Raw genomic sequence first — 14162 nt, forward strand, 5'->3', positions numbered from 1 at the left:
GAGCCCTCAGGTCTTGAAGCTGCCGACCGCGTTTTGCAGGTCGGCGGCCTGCTGAGCAACCGTCTGGCTGGCATCGGCGTTCTGGGCGACCTGCTCGTTGGCATTTTCCATAATGCTGCGGATATGGTCGATATTGCGCGTAATTTCGGCCGCGACCGACGCCTGCTCCTCAGTCGCTGACGCGACCTGACTGGTCATATCCACAATGCTGTTGGCGCCGGCGGTGATGGTGTCCAGCGCCTCAATGGTTTCTCCGGCTCGTTCGGCGCTGGCTTCACTGTCAGCAACGCTGGTCTGCATCAACTGGCTCACATGCTCGGTCTGCTCCTGCAGGCTGTGTACCAGCTTTTCGATCTCCGCGGCCGAGGTTTGTGAACGGGCGGCCAGGGTGCGCACTTCGTCAGCCACGACCGAGAACCCGCGGCCCTGCTCGCCGGCACGGGCGGCCTCAATGGACGCATTCAGGGCCAGCAGATTGGTCTGCTCGGCAATATCCTTGATCACGTCCAGCATGGTGCCGATCTGGCTGCTGTTATCGCGCAGCTGTTCAACCACATCGGCCGTCTGACGCGCCTTGGTCGCCAGCTCTTTCAGCGCTTCGATGTTGCCGCTGACTCTGGCTGTACTGTCGGAGGCATCCTGCTGTGCCTGACGTGCCGTATTGGCGGTTGATTCGGTGCTGCCGGCGATCTCCTGCATGGAGCTTTCCATCTCCTGCACGGCAGTGGCCACTTGCAGCACCTGCTGTTGTTGGGTGCTGAGCCCGCGTGAGGTATCGCTGGTGGTGGCCGACAGCTGCTCTGCCGCGGCAGCCAGTTGCGAAGAGGTGCCGGCTACCCGGGCGATCAGGTCGCGGAAACGGTCCATCATGCGGTTGAAGTCCCCGGCCATCCGCGATACTTCATCCTTGCCGGAGGCGTCAAAGCGCAGCGTCAGGTCGTGCTCTTCGCTGGCGCGACTCATGGTATTGGCCAGACCGGTAATGGGCTTGAGAATGCTGCGGCCCAGCAGCAGCGCCGACAACGTATTCAGGGTAATAAAGATGGCCAGTGCCAGCATGGCTATGAGCGTCAGGCGCTGTTCTTCCGATGCCAGCAGCTGCGTCAGATGTTGCTCAAGCGTATCCAGATCTTCGGTGGTGGTGTGCACGGCCGAGCGCATCTGCCCCATCAAACCCTCGTCGGAGCTGAAGCCCAGCGTCTGGAAGCCCTCAAACAGTGCGGTAAAGTCGCGCTGGTAACGCGCCAGTTTCGCCTTCAGCGTGGTCGCTTCTTCCGGGAGCAGGGCGATGTCGATCTGTACCTGGATCGCCTCAATCTGCTTGTTGAAGCGGTCCAGGTATTTGGGGTTCAGGCGTAACAGAAAATCCTTCTCGTGACGGCGCAGCATCAACAGGTCGCTGAGTAACTGGGTATCGCGCGTGGCCCGGATCTGTTCTTCCGCTTCATGCACCGCATTGCGCAGGGCGCCTCTCAAGCCACTGGTCTCGTCCAGACCAATCTTGGTTCGGATGCCGACAACTTCATCGAAGCTGCTGCGGTACAGCTCCATCTGCTGCCGTAACGTGCTGACATTCTGCTGCAGACGGGGATCGTCGAGCAGTCCTTCCATGGTGTCCAGCTCAGACTGAAAGCGTTCGTAACGATCTGCAAAGCGTTCGGCGTAGGAGACATCCAGCCGTGCCAGAAAGTCCTTCTCATGGCGGCGCAGTTCAAGTTTGTCGGTTTCGATCTCCGTCAGGACCTGGCTGGTTTCGACCAGCGTGCCGTAACGCTCCAGCGTGTAGAGGAAAATGGCGCCCATGCCGATGAAGCCGAACAGAATCAGGCCGATCAGGGTGCCCAGCTTTTGCTTGATGGTCATGCAGTGCACCTCCAGGCGCGTCTTATCAGTCCCTGCAGCAGGCTCGGGGCCCCGGTTCAATCCAGGAACAGGGCCAGCAGATCATTGAGGAACAGGCGTCCCTGACGGGTGGGGGTGAGCCGGGCGCTTGAGGGTTCCAGTAATTCAAGCTGTTGTGCTTTTTGTATTAGCGGTACGACAGTTTTCAAGTTAACGCCTGTTCGTTGTTCGAACAAGTCTTTTGGAATGCCTTCAGTCAATCGTAACGCATTCATCATAAATTCGAAGCTGCGTTCCTCGGGCGGAATCAGCTGCTGGCCGGCCAGACGTTTGGCCGGGTCCATGTAGCCCTTGGGCTGGCGCATCTTGTGGCGGCGCTCGATCTGCAACCGGCCCTCGGCATCCCGGTAGCTGATTTTGCCGTGGGCGCCGGCACCAATGCCGAGGTAGTCGCCGAAGGTCCAGTAGTTCAGGTTGTGCCGGGCTTCCTGACCGGGACGGGCATGAGCAGACACTTCGTACTGCCGGTATCCGGCGCGTGACAGCAGGGCCTGTCCCTGCTCCTGAATGGCCCAGAGCGCCTCATCCAGTGGCAGTTGTGGCGGGCGGGCGTGGAACTCCGTATTGGGCTCGATGGTGAGCTGGTACCAGGACAGGTGGCCGGGGTCGAATGCCAGGGCTTGCTCAAGATCACTCAGTGCCTGTTCAGGTGTCTGCCCCGGCAGGCCGTGCATCAGGTCCAGGTTCACGCGGGGAAAGAGCCCGATGGCGGCTTCGGCCGCACGCTCGGCTTCATCCGGGCTGTGAATCCGGCCCAGCCGCTGCAGATGCTCGGCATTGAAACTCTGGATACCGATCGACAGGCGGTTGATCCCGGCCGCACGGTAGCCTTCAAACCGTGCCTGCTCGAAGGTGCCCGGGTTGGCCTCCAGCGTGATTTCCGCATCGGACTCCAGGGCGATCCGTGAACGGATGCCATCCATCAGGCGCTGCAGGGCGGCGGCGCTGAACAGGCTGGGCGTTCCCCCGCCGATGAAGATGGAGCCCAGGGGGCGTTCGGCCGCATGACTCAGTTCGGCGCTCAGGTCATCCAGCAGGCTGTCCACATAGGCCTGCTCGGGCAGTGTTTCGGGGGCCGCATGGGAGTTGAAGTCACAGTAGGGGCATTTGCGGACACACCAGGGGATGTGGACGTACAGCGAGAGGGGTGGCAACTGGCTCATGTGTGTTTGAGCCAGGGGCCGATGGCATCGATGAACTGGCGTACCGCCTTGCCGCGGTGGCTGTACTGCTGCTTCTGCTCCGGGTTGAGTTCGGCACTGGCACAGTCGAGCTCGGGCACCCAGAACAGCGGGTCATAGCCAAACCCGTTGTGGCCCCTTGGCTCGGTCAGAATGCGGCCTTCCCAGGTGCCCTGACAGATCAGCGGCGTCGGGTCTTCCGCATGACGCATGAACACCAGTACGCACTGGAAGCGGGCGCTGCGTCTGTTTTCAGGTACCTGAGCCAGCGCCTGCAGCAGCTTGGCGTTGTTTTCGTCATCGCCGCAGCCCTCTCCGGCATAGCGTGCGGAGTAAATGCCCGGGGCCCCGTTGAGGGCATCCACTTCCAGCCCCGAGTCGTCGGCCAGCGCCGGCAGGCCGGTGATTCGGGCGGCATGGCGCGCCTTGAGGATGGCGTTTTCCACAAAGCTGAGACCGGTTTCGTCCGCGTCATGTACCGCAAAGTCGGATTGGGGCATGACTTCGATACTGAGCGGGGCAAAGATTTCACCAAACTCTTTCAGTTTGCCGCGGTTGCCGCTGGCCAGAACAATCTTGTCAATCATGGGGTGCCTTGTTCAGTCGACGTAGAAACGCTGGTCGAATTCGATGGTGTAGGCCGGCTTGTTCGGGTCCGGCTGCACGTTGAGGTCGATGTTGAGCAGCTCATCTTCGGTAAAGCGGAAGCTGCCGATGTAGTAAAGTGCATCGCCCTCGTCGATCTTCTTGAACTCCAGTTGCTGTGCCTGGTTCAACAGGTTGGCGGCCTGCCCCGAGACGATGGCGCTCACCGGTTTTTTGCTGCCGTCATTCTGAATTTCCAGCACGGATACATTGACCAGTGCGCGATACTGACTGCGGACCAGCCCGTTGCGCTGCGCCACTTCCGGGGTGATGAAGCTGGAGTTGAAGGCGTTGTAGTGGATTTCGTAGCGACCATCCGAGATGGACTGCTCGGCCATCGCCAGCGGGGCGAACAGCGTTGCGGCCAGCGCCAGCAGGCGTACGGCGGGGGTTTTAAACAGGTGCATTCCGGTGTCCTCCTCTGTTCTGCGTCCTAGCGGGTAATGCGATAGATGGCGATTTCACCCAGCATATTGGGCCACAGCTTGATCCACCAGCGGTGACGGTGGCTGTGGTCGACGACGGTACGTTCAAGAATTTGGATATTGCGGTCAACACAGAGTTCCTCAAAGTCCTTGAAGGTACAGAAGTGGATGTTCGGTGTGTTGTACCAAGTATAGGGCAGAAACTTGGACACCGGCATCTTGCCGCGAAACGCCAGATATCCGCGCGCACGCCAGTGGGCAAAGTTGGGGAAGGTGACAATGCACTCGCGGCCGATACGCAGCATCTCGTCCACGATCTGGTCGGGGCGATGCATGCTCTGCAGGGCCTGAGTCATGATGACGGTATCAAAGCTGTCGTTGGCGATGGATGCCAGGCCGTCGTCGATATCCTTCTCGATCACGTTGACGCCGTTTTCCACACAGGCGGTCAGGTTGTCGTGGTCGATCTCAAGACCGTATCCGGTTACGTTTTTCTCGGTCATCAGGTGGGCCAGCAGCTCACCTTCACCGCAGCCAAGGTCCAGCACCCGCGAATCAGGCGCGATCCACTCGTTGATGATTTCCAGATCAGCGCGCATTGTCGTTTTCTCCTTTTGACTGGGGCAGGGCGTCGGCAATGCGGTTCATGTAACCGCCAAATACTTCCATGTAGCGTGGAATGGGGATGAGGAAGGCATCATGCCCTTGGGGTGCGTCGATCTCGGCATAGCTGACATCCTTGCGGGCTGCCACCAGCGCGTCGACCAGCTCCCGTGAGCGCTCGGGCGAGAAGCGCCAGTCCGTGGTGAAGGAAACCACCAGGAAACGGCTGGTAGCCGGAGCCAGCGCCGTTGCAAGGTCGTCGCCGTGGTCGCCGGCCGGGTCGAAGTAGTCCAGCGCCTTGGTCATCAGCAGGTAGGTGTTGGCATCGAAGGAGGAGGAAAAGCGCTCCCCCTGATACTGCAGATAGGATTCAACTTCAAACTGGGGGTTGAAGTCGAAACTGATCTTGCCGTCTTTCAGCTCACGGCCGAACTTGTCGCGCATGCCGTCATCGGACAGGTAGGTGATGTGACCGACCATGCGGGCCAGCATCAGACCGGTGCGAGGCACGGTGTCCTGCTCGTAGTAATGCCCCTTGTGAAACTCCGGGTCCTTGGAGATGGCCTGGCGTGCCACTTCGTTGAAGGCGATATTCTGGGCGCTCAGCTTGGCGGCCGAGGCGATCACGACACAGTGACGCAAACGCTCCGGATAGGTGATGGACCACTGCAGCGCCTGCATGCCGCCCAGACTGCCACCCACCACGGCAGCCCACTGTTCGACGCCCAGCCGGTCGGCGAGACGGGCCTGACTGTGCACCCAGTCCTGTACCGTCATGATGGGGAAGTCGGGGCCATAGGGCTTGTTGGTATCCGGGTTGATGCTGTTGGGGCCGGTGGAGCCGTGGCACCCGCCCAGGTTGTTCAGGCTGACCACGAAAAAGCGGTTGGTGTCGATCGCCTTGCCGGGTCCGATAGCCGAGTCCCACCAGCCGGGCTTGCGGTCTTCCATGCTGTGGTAGCCGGCGGCGTGGTGGTGTCCGGACAGGGCGTGGCAGATCAGTACCGCGTTGGAGGCATCGGCATTGAGTTCGCCGTAGGTCTCGACCATCAGGTCCCAGCTGTCCAGCGTACGGCCACAACTGAGGGGCAGGGGCTGTTCAAAATGGAACCGCTGAGGGGTGACCAGACCAACGGAGTCTTCAGGTATTACTGCAGGCATGAGGCTGTCTCGCTATGAAAGGTACATGGGTCGCTCGTGTCACAGGTGAGGAGGTGTCGAGCATCACATGTCGTAGTGCAGCACACGGCAGTGCAGCAGAAACCTGGCGGTATACACGTCCGAATCCTTAGTCAGTCCCGTGAGATATCAAGGGCATCGGGCCAGTGGCCCGGTGCGGTTATACGTACTCGTTTTTCGCGTCCCAGCTCACCGCTGATGATCTGAACATCGCGTTTGGGGACACCAAAGGCCTTGGCCAAAAAGCGTATCAGGGCCGTGTTGGCACGGCCCTCAATGGGCGGGGCCGCGATCCGGATCTTGAGACTGTCACCGTGGCGGCCGGCAAAGGCGTCATTGGAGGCCTTGGGCTGCAGGTGACAGCGCAGGATCAGGTCGTCGCCCTGCCATTGATAATACGCTGTCTCCATCTTAGAACGCCAGCAGGCGGCCCAGCTGGGACTGCAGGATCTGGATCACCAGAAAGATCAGGATGGGCGACAGGTCCAGCCCGCCAATCGGAGGGATGACCTTGCGTGCCAGTGCAAACAGGGGCTCGGTCAACTGCAGCAGCAGTTGTGGTGCCGGGTGTGGACTGTCCGGCGAAACCCAGCTGATGATCACCGCCCCGATCACGGCCCAGAAGTAGATGGTGAGAATGCTGTCGATCACCCCGACCACCGAATAGGCCAGCAGCTGAACGGCCGTCAGGGCACCGCTGATGTTGGCCAGGCTGACGATGATCAAGAGGGTGACGGCTTTTACCGCTACCGCCAGTACCAGCGGTGAGGCATCGAACCGTCCGCGGGGGCGGAACAGCATCTGCAGCGGGCGCACCGGCGGCTGGGTCAGCCTGACCACGGCCTGAGAGATGGGGTTGTAGTAATCGGCCCGTGCCAGTTGCAGCAGGAAGCGCAGCACCAGTATGAACGCATAGAGCTCGCCCAGGGTGCGAATAATCAGTGTAATCGGGTCCTGTCCCATGATCGGTCCTGTGTGTCGGTTAGGGGTCAGTCTTTGCAGAGCTCGTCAGCCATTTCCACCGCACGGTCGCGGCAGGCGGTCATCGCCTTTTCGACCATTGCTTCCAGCCCTTCGGCCTGGAAGGTCTTGATGGCACGTTCAGTGGTGCCGTTGGGTGAGGTGACCCGGCGACGCAGCTCGGTCGGGTCCACATCACTGCTGCTGGCCATGCGTGCAGCACCCAGCGCGGTTTGCAGGGTCAGGCCGCGCGCCGTTTCCTCACTCAGCCCCAGGCGGGTGCCGGCAGCGGTCATCGCTTCCATCATCAGGAAGTAATAGGCCGGGCCGGAGCCGGAAATGGCCGTGACGATATCCAGCTCCGCTTCAGTCTGAACCCAGAGCGCAACGCCAACCGCTTCCAGCACCTGAGTTGCCTGCTCACGCTGCAGGTCGCTCACCCGGGCGTTGGCAAACAGACCGCTGGCTCCGGTTTGGACCAGAGACGGGGTATTGGGCATGCAGCGAACCACGGCCGCGTCGCCGCCCAGCCAGCGGTCCAGTGCGTCCAGGCTGATTCCGGCCGCGATGGAGACAAACAGCGGGCGGTGTGTCTGAGCCGCGCCGGCCAGTGCGTTGACAACCGTCTTCATGATCTGGGGCTTGACGGCCAGTACCACGATATCGGCCGCGGCAACGGCTGCCTGGTTATCGGTGGTGGTGTTCAGCCCCTGTGCGGCCAGGTCCTCAAGGCGAGCCGCATCGGGCTCTGCCGCCCAGATACTGGATGCCGCGAAGCCGTTTTCAAGCAGACCCCCGATGATGGCGCGGGCCATGTTGCCGGCCCCGATAAATGCGATGACAGGTTGTTGGCTCATGTAACGACTCCTTGATCAGGCCTGTGAGTTGGGGGATGTGTTGGGGTAGTGGCGCGGTCCGAACAGTGCCGTACCGATACGGACGATGGTGGCGCCCTCTGCAATGGCGGCGGCCAGGTCACCGGACATGCCCATTGAAAGCGTATCCAGTTGTGGCAGCTCGGCCTGCAGGGCTTCCAGCTGGCCTCGCACACGGGCAAAGGTGGCACGCTGGCGGTCCGGGTCGGTTTCCGGCTCCGGGATGGCCATCAGGCCACGCAGGGCCAGTCCCGGCAGTGCGGCAACCTGCCGTGCAAGCGCCGGCAGCTCTGCGGGTGCGCAGCCGGACTTGCTGTCCTCGCCGCTGATATTGACCTGCAGACAGATGTTCAGCGCAGCCTTGTCGGCAGGGCGCTGTTCGGATAACCGGCGCGCAATTTTCAGGCGGTCGACGCTGTGCACCCAGTCAAAATGCTCGGCAATGGCGCGGGTCTTGTTTGACTGAATCGGCCCGATGAAGTGCCAGCACAGCTCCAGATCCGCCAGCGCCTCGATCTTGTCCAGCGCCTCCTGCAGGTAATTCTCGCCAAATGCGACCTGGCCACAGGTGTGCAGCTGGCGTACTTCATCGGCGGTACGGGTCTTGCTGACGGCCAGCAACTGCACCTCTTCAGGGGCGCGTCCGGCGTTTTCACAGGCTTCGACGATCTGACGACGAACGCTGTCATACTTGTCTGCTAACATAATCACCTATGATTAATGTTAATGACGGCTGTCATTGGCAGGTTATGCCTATTCTGCTAGAACACTAAAGTTTAATAGAAGCTGCTCCGGATCTCGACTGCTTATGGATATTACAGAACTTTTATCATTCGCCGTACAACAGGGTGCCTCCGATTTGCACCTGACCGCCGGCATGCCGCCAATGATTCGTGTCGACGGTGATGTACGCCGAATCAAACTGCCCGCGCTGGAGCACAAGCAGGTGCATACGCTTGTCTATGACATCATGAACGACAAGCAGCGCAAGGATTACGAGGAGAACTACGAAGCCGACTTCTCCTTTGAGGTGCCCAAACTGGCCCGTTTCCGTGTCAACGCCTTTAACCAGCACCGCGGGGCTGCCGCTGTCTTCCGAACGGTTCCCAGCAAGGTGCTGACCATGGAAGACCTGGACATGGGCAAGGTGTTCCGGGATCTGGCCGAGCAGGCCCGAGGTCTGGTACTGGTGACCGGTCCTACCGGCTCCGGTAAGAGTACGACCCTGGCGGCGATGGTGGACTATGTCAACGAAACCCGTTCTGACCATATCCTGACCATCGAAGACCCGATCGAATTCGTGCACGAGAGCAAGAAGTGCCTGATCAACCAGCGTGAGGTGCATCGTGATACCCACAGCTTTGCCAACGCGCTGCGCTCGGCACTGCGTGAGGACCCGGACGTGATTCTGGTGGGTGAGATGCGTGACCTGGAAACCATCCGGCTGGCACTGACCGCAGCGGAAACCGGTCACTTGGTGTTCGGCACCCTGCACACCACCTCCGCGGCCAAGACGATCGACCGTATCATCGACGTGTTCCCGGCGGCGGAGAAGGATATGGTGCGCTCCATGCTGTCCGAATCCCTGCAGGGTGTTATTTCCCAGACCCTGCTCAAGCGGGTGAAGGGGGGCCGTGTGGCGGCACACGAGATCATGATCGGGACGCCGGCGGTGCGTAACCTGATCCGTGAGGACAAGGTGGCGCAGATGTACTCCGCGATTCAGACCGGTGCGGCCTACGGCATGAAGACACTGGATCAATCGCTGACCGAGCTGATGCAAAAGGGTATCATCTCCAAGGAACTGGCGCGCGAGAAAGCGAAAAACCCGAGTGCCTTCTGAGCCTGAGCAAACAGGAGTGAGACAGTGGATTTTACCCAACTATTGAAAGTCATGGTGGACCGGGGCGCGTCCGACCTGTTTGTCACGGCTGGCGCGGCGCCCTCCATCAAGATCGATGGCACCATTCGTCCCCTGACCAAGGAGACGCTGAAGCCGAGTCAGACCCGTGCGCTGGTGTACAGCACCATGAACGACAAGCAGTTGGCAGAATTTGAAGGCACCAGCGAGTGTAACTTTGCCATCAGTGCACCCGGCATCGGACGTTTCCGTGTCAGTGCGTTCATGCAGCGCAATACGCCGGGGATGGTGTTGCGTTCGATCAACACGCACATTCCCAGCATGGACGAGCTGAACCTGCCGGACGTGCTGCGGGATCTGTCCATGACCAAGCGTGGTCTGATTCTGTTCGTGGGCGGCACCTCGACCGGTAAATCGACCTCGCTGGCATCGATGATCGACTACCGCAACGATAACCACGCCGGTCACATCATCACCATCGAAGACCCGATCGAGTATATCCACAACCACAAGAAGAGCATCATCACCCAGCGTGAAGTGGGGATCGATACCGAATCCTTCGATGTGGCGCTGAAAAACACCCTGCGCCAGGCGCCGGACGTGATCCTGATGGGTGAGATTCGGTCGGCGGAAACGATGAAATATGGTCTGGCGTTTGCGGAAACCGGGCACCTCTGTCTGGCGACGCTGCACGCGAACAACGCCAACCAGGCACTGGACCGCATCATCTCCTTCTTCGGCCCCGAGCACCACGATCAGGTCTGGATGGACCTGTCGCTGAACCTGAAGGCGATTGTGGCCCAGCAGCTGCTGCCGACCGTGGATGGCAAGGGCCGCCGTGCCGCGATCGAAGTCATGATCAACACGCCGCTGATTCAGGATCACATCCGCAAGGGTGAGGTGCATGAGATCAAGGAAGTGATCAAGAAGTCCACCAACCTGGGCATGCAGACCTTCGACCAGGCGCTGTTCAACCTGTATCGCGATGGCGTGATCACCTACGAGGTGGCGCTGGCCCATGCCGATTCGGCCAACGACCTGCGCCTGATGATCAAGCTGGATGCGGATACCAACGGCAAGGCAGATGTGCCGAAGGAATCCGATATGCCAAGCTTTACGCTGCAGGATGACGATGATGACCTCAACCTGGAAGGCGAGATCGACGTCAAGGGCATGTAACTGCGGCGCATGACCGTTGCCACAAAAAAGGGAGCCCCCTGACGGAGGCTCCCTTTTTTCATGCCGTGAAGTGATCAGCGGCGGAACACGATACGCCCGTCCATCAGGGTCGCGTTGACCCGGCCTTTCAGCGTCTGGCCGAGGAAGGGGGTGTTCTTGCCGGCGGATCTCAGGGTGTCGTCACTCACCACCCATTCGGCGTTGGGGTCGAACACACAGATGTCCGCCTGAGAGCCGATTTCCAGCGTGCCGGCCTCAATCCCCAGAATCCGTGCCGGGGCCGAGGTCAGCGTCTCGATCAGCTGGGGCAGTTCGATCAGCTCCTGCTCGATCAGCGACAGGCTCAACGGCAGCAGGGTCTCCAGACCGCTCATGCCCGGCTCGGTGGCGGCAAAGGGCGCCTGCTTGGCGATGGGGTCATGTGGCTGGTGGTCGGAGCAGATCGCGGCGATGGTGCCGGTCACCAGCCCCTGACGCAGGCCGGCTCGGTCGAGCTGACTGCGCAGCGGGGGCTGCAGGTGGTAGGCCGCATTGAAGCCGCTGACGCTTTCGTCGGTCAGCAGCAGGTGGTGCACGGCCACGTCAGCCGTGACGTTGAGGCCGCGTTCGCGTGCCGCCTCGATCATGCGGACCGAACGTTCGCAGGAGAGCTGGCCGAAGTGGGCCCGGACACCGGTCTGTTCGACCAGCAGGAGGCAGCGCGACACTTCGATGGTTTCGGCGGCTTCGGGGATGCCGTTCAGGCCCAGCCGGGTCGAGGTGGTGTCATCGTGCATGCAGCCGCTGGCAACCAGCGTGTTGTCCTGCGCCTGGAACACCACCAGCAGATCATGGGTGGCGGCGTATTCCAGACAGCGCAGCAGGGTCTGGCTGCTGCTGAAGCCGTTACGCATGTTGGTAAACGCGACACAGCCGGAGCTGGCCAGGCCGTGCAGGGGGGCCAGCTGTTCGCCTTCAAGCCCCTGGGTCAGCGCGCCCATCGGCAGCACACGGGCAAAGCCCACGTCGGCTGCCCGGTCCTGAATCATTTCGGCCACGGCCGTGGTTTCGACGATGGGCTGGGTGTCCGGTGTCACCACCAGCGTGGTGATCCCGCCGGCCGCCGCCGCCGCGGTTTCACTGGCGATGGTGCCCTTGCGGGTCTGGCCCGGCTCACGCAGTGTGGTGCACAGGTCGATCAGGCCCGGACAGACGATCTGGCCCTGGGCGTCGATCACTTCGTCCGCTTCAAAGCCGGCGGGGGCTTCCCCCAGTGCGGTGATTTCGCCGTTCTGAATATAGAGGTCCGCCACCTGATCCCACTGCTGGGTCGGGTCGATGACGCGTCCCCCCTGAATCATAATGTTCATGCCTGCTCCTCCTGATCCGATTCACCCCGCTGTGAGAGCTGTCCGCTCATCGCCTTGGACATCACGGCCATGCGAACGGCGATGCCGTTGGTGACCTGATCCAGAATCAGGGAGCGCGGCCCGTCGGCCACTTCCGATTCAATCTCGACGCCGCGGTTGATCGGGCCCGGGTGCATGACCACGGCATCGGGCTTGGCATAGGCCAGCTTGTCGCGGTTCAGGCCGTAGAGCTTGTAGAACTCGGACTCGCTGGGCAGCAGGGCACTCTGCATGCGCTCCTTCTGCAGACGCAGCATCATGATCACGTCCACATCGCGCAGGCCCGGCGCCATCTCGGTGTAGACTTTTACACCCAGTGCTTCGATATGGCGCGGCAGCAGCGTTTTGGGCGCAATCACGCGGATCTCGTTGGCACCCAGGGTGCGCAGGGCATGGATCTGCGAACGGGCCACACGGGAATGCAGAATATCGCCCACAATCGCCACCTTCAGGGGCGCAAAGTCGCCCTTGTGGCGGCGGATGGTCAGCATGTCCAGCATCGCCTGCGTGGGGTGTGCATGGCGGCCGTCACCGGCATTAATGACGGCCACGTTGGGGGTCACGTGCTGGGCAATGAAGTGGGCGGCGCCGCTATCGGAGTGGCGCACTACGAACATGTCCGCGTGCATCGCCTCCAGCGTCATCAAGGTGTCCTTGAGGGTTTCCCCTTTCTTGGTGGACGAGGTGTTGATGTTCAGGTTCAGCACGTCCGCCGACAGGCGCTTGGCGGCCAGCTCAAAGGTCGAGAGGGTGCGGGTGCTGTTCTCGAAAAACAGGTTGGCAACGGTCTTGCCGCGCAGCAGCGGGACCTTCTTGACCTGCTGCTGGCTCATGTCCACAAAGGAGTCTGCGGTATCCAGAATTTCGGTCAGCAGTTCACGGGGCAGTCCTTCCGTGGTGAGGAAGTGACGCAGCTGTCCGTCGGCGGTCAGCTGAATGCTGTTCGGGTCGTTGGCCTCAGGCATGGTGATGTCTCTTGTCGGTTCAGTCACGCTGGCGAATGGTCAGCGACAGGGGATCGGGTCCGTTCAGTTTGACGACCTGGTCGGGGCCGAGGGCAAGAGTGCCGCCGATAACATCCGCCTGAATCGGCAGCTCGCGGCGCTGCAGGTCGAGCAGGGTGATCAGGCTGACCGAGGCCGGGCGACCGTAGTCGAACAGCTCGTTCAGGGCTGCGCGGATGGTCCGGCCGGTCATGATCACGTCGTCCACCAGGATGATATGGCGCCCCTCTGTCGGGCAGGGCAGCTGGGTCGGCTGCACTTTGGGGTTGATGCCGGCCTGGGTGAAATCGTCGCGGTAGAAACTGATATCCATGACGCCCAGGGGGCTGCTCAGCTCCAGCTGCTGATGCAGGCGTTCGGCAAGCCAGACGCCGCCGGTGCGGATGCCGATCATCAGAGGGTCATCCAGGCTGCGGTGGCTGATCAGGGCGCGGGTTTCGCGTGCCATCTTGTCGAGCAGCGCGTCAACGCTCAGAGTGCCCGATACCATAGAGGTCCTCCAGTCGGGTGTGGCTTGGAATGCGTTCGTCGGTGTTGAACCAGTCTTGCAGGATGAGCTGGGCTGCCAGCCCGTCTACGGACTCCTGCTTGAAGTTGGTACCGCCGCCGGCATCCAGGTGGATGCGCTTGGCTTCGGCCGTGGTCAGGCGCTCGTCGCAGAGAAAGCAGGGAAGCTGGTACCGGTCCTGAATACGGTTGGCGAACTTGCGCGCCCGGCGTGCCATCTCGCTGATGGTGCCGTCCATATTCAGGGGGATGCCCACGACCAGGGTGTCGGGTTTCCACTGCTTGATCAGGGCGTCGAGTGCGTCCCAGTCAGGAATGCCGTCGCGGGCCCGGATCGGATCGATCGGGTTGGCGCTGGCGGTCAGGCTCTGGCCAATGGCCAGACCGATGCGGGTGGTGCCGAAGTCAAACCCCAGCACCAGTTGAGTGTCACAGCTCATCCAGTCGTTTCTG

Annotated in this window: 16 protein-coding genes; 2 read left to right on the top strand and 14 right to left on the bottom strand. The window is 61.2% G+C overall.

Annotation, left to right across the window (positions count from 1 at the left end; genetic code table 11):
* Nucleotides 1–6: 6 nt before the first annotated feature.
* From H9C73_RS00565 to H9C73_RS00610, 10 genes are all read right to left on the bottom strand, one after another.
* Nucleotides 7–1863 carry a methyl-accepting chemotaxis protein gene (locus H9C73_RS00565; RefSeq protein ID WP_209285824.1) on the bottom strand — a complete coding sequence of 619 codons (1857 nt, stop codon included), beginning with the start codon at nucleotides 1861–1863 and terminating at the stop codon, nucleotides 7–9.
* Nucleotides 1864–1919: 56 nt separating this feature from the next.
* The gene (gene hemW / locus H9C73_RS00570; RefSeq protein ID WP_209285825.1) at nucleotides 1920–3065 is read right to left on the bottom strand and encodes a radical SAM family heme chaperone HemW; all 1146 of its coding nucleotides are present in this window, start codon (nucleotides 3063–3065) and stop codon (nucleotides 1920–1922) included.
* On the bottom strand, nucleotides 3062–3670 hold the full coding sequence (gene rdgB, locus H9C73_RS00575; protein WP_209285826.1) for an RdgB/HAM1 family non-canonical purine NTP pyrophosphatase: 609 nt from the start codon (nucleotides 3668–3670) through the stop codon (nucleotides 3062–3064). Before rdgB ends, hemW begins: the two co-directional genes overlap by 4 nt.
* Before the next feature lie 12 nt (nucleotides 3671–3682).
* Entirely contained in the window at nucleotides 3683–4135 is a 453-nt protein-coding gene (locus tag H9C73_RS00580; protein WP_209285827.1) for a DUF4426 domain-containing protein, read from the bottom strand.
* 26 nt (nucleotides 4136–4161) lie between these two features.
* Nucleotides 4162–4752, bottom strand: coding sequence for a methionine biosynthesis protein MetW (gene metW / locus H9C73_RS00585; protein WP_209285828.1), 591 nt, complete (start codon nucleotides 4750–4752; stop codon nucleotides 4162–4164).
* A complete protein-coding gene (gene metX / locus H9C73_RS00590) occupies nucleotides 4742–5917 on the bottom strand; it encodes a homoserine O-succinyltransferase MetX (RefSeq protein ID WP_209285829.1) in 1176 nt (391 codons plus the stop codon). Before metX ends, metW begins: the two co-directional genes overlap by 11 nt.
* A 131-nt stretch (nucleotides 5918–6048) precedes the next feature.
* Complete coding sequence (locus H9C73_RS00595) at nucleotides 6049–6345, bottom strand: DUF167 family protein (protein WP_209285830.1); 297 nt, start codon at nucleotides 6343–6345, stop codon at nucleotides 6049–6051.
* Nucleotide 6346: 1 nt separating this feature from the next.
* A complete protein-coding gene (locus tag H9C73_RS00600) occupies nucleotides 6347–6898 on the bottom strand; it encodes a YggT family protein (protein ID WP_209285831.1) in 552 nt (183 codons plus the stop codon).
* A gap of 26 nt (nucleotides 6899–6924) precedes the next feature.
* Complete coding sequence (gene proC / locus H9C73_RS00605) at nucleotides 6925–7752, bottom strand: pyrroline-5-carboxylate reductase (RefSeq protein ID WP_209285832.1); 828 nt, start codon at nucleotides 7750–7752, stop codon at nucleotides 6925–6927.
* A gap of 15 nt (nucleotides 7753–7767) precedes the next feature.
* Nucleotides 7768–8475 (bottom strand): YggS family pyridoxal phosphate-dependent enzyme, encoded by a 708-nt coding sequence (locus H9C73_RS00610; RefSeq protein ID WP_209285833.1) that lies wholly within the window; start codon nucleotides 8473–8475, stop codon nucleotides 7768–7770.
* 103 nt (nucleotides 8476–8578) lie between these two features.
* On the opposite strand from H9C73_RS00610, the gene H9C73_RS00615 reads away from it, so the two are divergent.
* Both H9C73_RS00615 and H9C73_RS00620 read left to right on the top strand, forming a co-directional pair.
* Nucleotides 8579–9613, top strand: coding sequence for a type IV pilus twitching motility protein PilT (locus H9C73_RS00615; protein WP_209285834.1), 1035 nt, complete (start codon nucleotides 8579–8581; stop codon nucleotides 9611–9613).
* A 24-nt stretch (nucleotides 9614–9637) separates the two neighbouring features.
* A complete protein-coding gene (locus tag H9C73_RS00620) occupies nucleotides 9638–10810 on the top strand; it encodes a PilT/PilU family type 4a pilus ATPase (protein WP_209285835.1) in 1173 nt (390 codons plus the stop codon).
* 74 nt (nucleotides 10811–10884) lie between these two features.
* Here the strand turns inward: H9C73_RS00620 and H9C73_RS00625 are convergent, their stop codons facing one another.
* Genes H9C73_RS00625 through ruvX form a run of 4 tightly spaced genes read right to left on the bottom strand, consistent with a single transcriptional unit; the run spans nucleotide 10885 to nucleotide 14149 of the window.
* Nucleotides 10885–12159, bottom strand: a complete 1275-nt coding sequence (locus tag H9C73_RS00625; protein ID WP_209285836.1) for a dihydroorotase — start codon at nucleotides 12157–12159, stop codon at nucleotides 10885–10887.
* Nucleotides 12156–13163, bottom strand: a complete 1008-nt coding sequence (locus tag H9C73_RS00630; protein ID WP_209285837.1) for an aspartate carbamoyltransferase catalytic subunit — start codon at nucleotides 13161–13163, stop codon at nucleotides 12156–12158. Before H9C73_RS00630 ends, H9C73_RS00625 begins: the two co-directional genes overlap by 4 nt.
* A 19-nt stretch (nucleotides 13164–13182) precedes the next feature.
* Nucleotides 13183–13692, bottom strand: coding sequence for a bifunctional pyr operon transcriptional regulator/uracil phosphoribosyltransferase PyrR (gene pyrR, locus H9C73_RS00635; protein ID WP_209285838.1), 510 nt, complete (start codon nucleotides 13690–13692; stop codon nucleotides 13183–13185).
* Nucleotides 13667–14149 carry a Holliday junction resolvase RuvX gene (gene ruvX / locus H9C73_RS00640; RefSeq protein WP_209285839.1) on the bottom strand — a complete coding sequence of 161 codons (483 nt, stop codon included), beginning with the start codon at nucleotides 14147–14149 and terminating at the stop codon, nucleotides 13667–13669. The genes pyrR and ruvX overlap by 26 nt, the downstream gene beginning before the upstream one ends.
* Nucleotides 14150–14162 lie beyond the last annotated feature (13 nt).

Source organism: Marinobacterium alkalitolerans (genome assembly GCF_017776525.1).
Taxonomy (GTDB): Bacteria; Pseudomonadota; Gammaproteobacteria; order Pseudomonadales; family Balneatricaceae; genus Marinobacterium; species Marinobacterium alkalitolerans.

Coding starts and splice junctions, on each gene's coding strand:
- H9C73_RS00565 (WP_209285824.1), bottom strand. CDS start 1,863: ATGACCATCAAGCAAAAGCTGGGCACCCTGATCGGCCTGATTCTGTTC.
- hemW (WP_209285825.1), bottom strand. CDS start 3,065: ATGAGCCAGTTGCCACCCCTCTCGCTGTACGTCCACATCCCCTGGTGT.
- rdgB (WP_209285826.1), bottom strand. CDS start 3,670: ATGATTGACAAGATTGTTCTGGCCAGCGGCAACCGCGGCAAACTGAAA.
- H9C73_RS00580 (WP_209285827.1), bottom strand. CDS start 4,135: ATGCACCTGTTTAAAACCCCCGCCGTACGCCTGCTGGCGCTGGCCGCA.
- metW (WP_209285828.1), bottom strand. CDS start 4,752: ATGCGCGCTGATCTGGAAATCATCAACGAGTGGATCGCGCCTGATTCG.
- metX (WP_209285829.1), bottom strand. CDS start 5,917: ATGCCTGCAGTAATACCTGAAGACTCCGTTGGTCTGGTCACCCCTCAG.
- H9C73_RS00595 (WP_209285830.1), bottom strand. CDS start 6,345: ATGGAGACAGCGTATTATCAATGGCAGGGCGACGACCTGATCCTGCGC.
- H9C73_RS00600 (WP_209285831.1), bottom strand. CDS start 6,898: ATGGGACAGGACCCGATTACACTGATTATTCGCACCCTGGGCGAGCTC.
- proC (WP_209285832.1), bottom strand. CDS start 7,752: ATGAGCCAACAACCTGTCATCGCATTTATCGGGGCCGGCAACATGGCC.
- H9C73_RS00610 (WP_209285833.1), bottom strand. CDS start 8,475: ATGTTAGCAGACAAGTATGACAGCGTTCGTCGTCAGATCGTCGAAGCC.
- H9C73_RS00615 (WP_209285834.1), top strand. CDS start 8,579: ATGGATATTACAGAACTTTTATCATTCGCCGTACAACAGGGTGCCTCC.
- H9C73_RS00625 (WP_209285836.1), bottom strand. CDS start 12,159: ATGAACATTATGATTCAGGGGGGACGCGTCATCGACCCGACCCAGCAG.
- H9C73_RS00630 (WP_209285837.1), bottom strand. CDS start 13,163: ATGCCTGAGGCCAACGACCCGAACAGCATTCAGCTGACCGCCGACGGA.
- pyrR (WP_209285838.1), bottom strand. CDS start 13,692: ATGGTATCGGGCACTCTGAGCGTTGACGCGCTGCTCGACAAGATGGCA.
- ruvX (WP_209285839.1), bottom strand. CDS start 14,149: ATGAGCTGTGACACTCAACTGGTGCTGGGGTTTGACTTCGGCACCACC.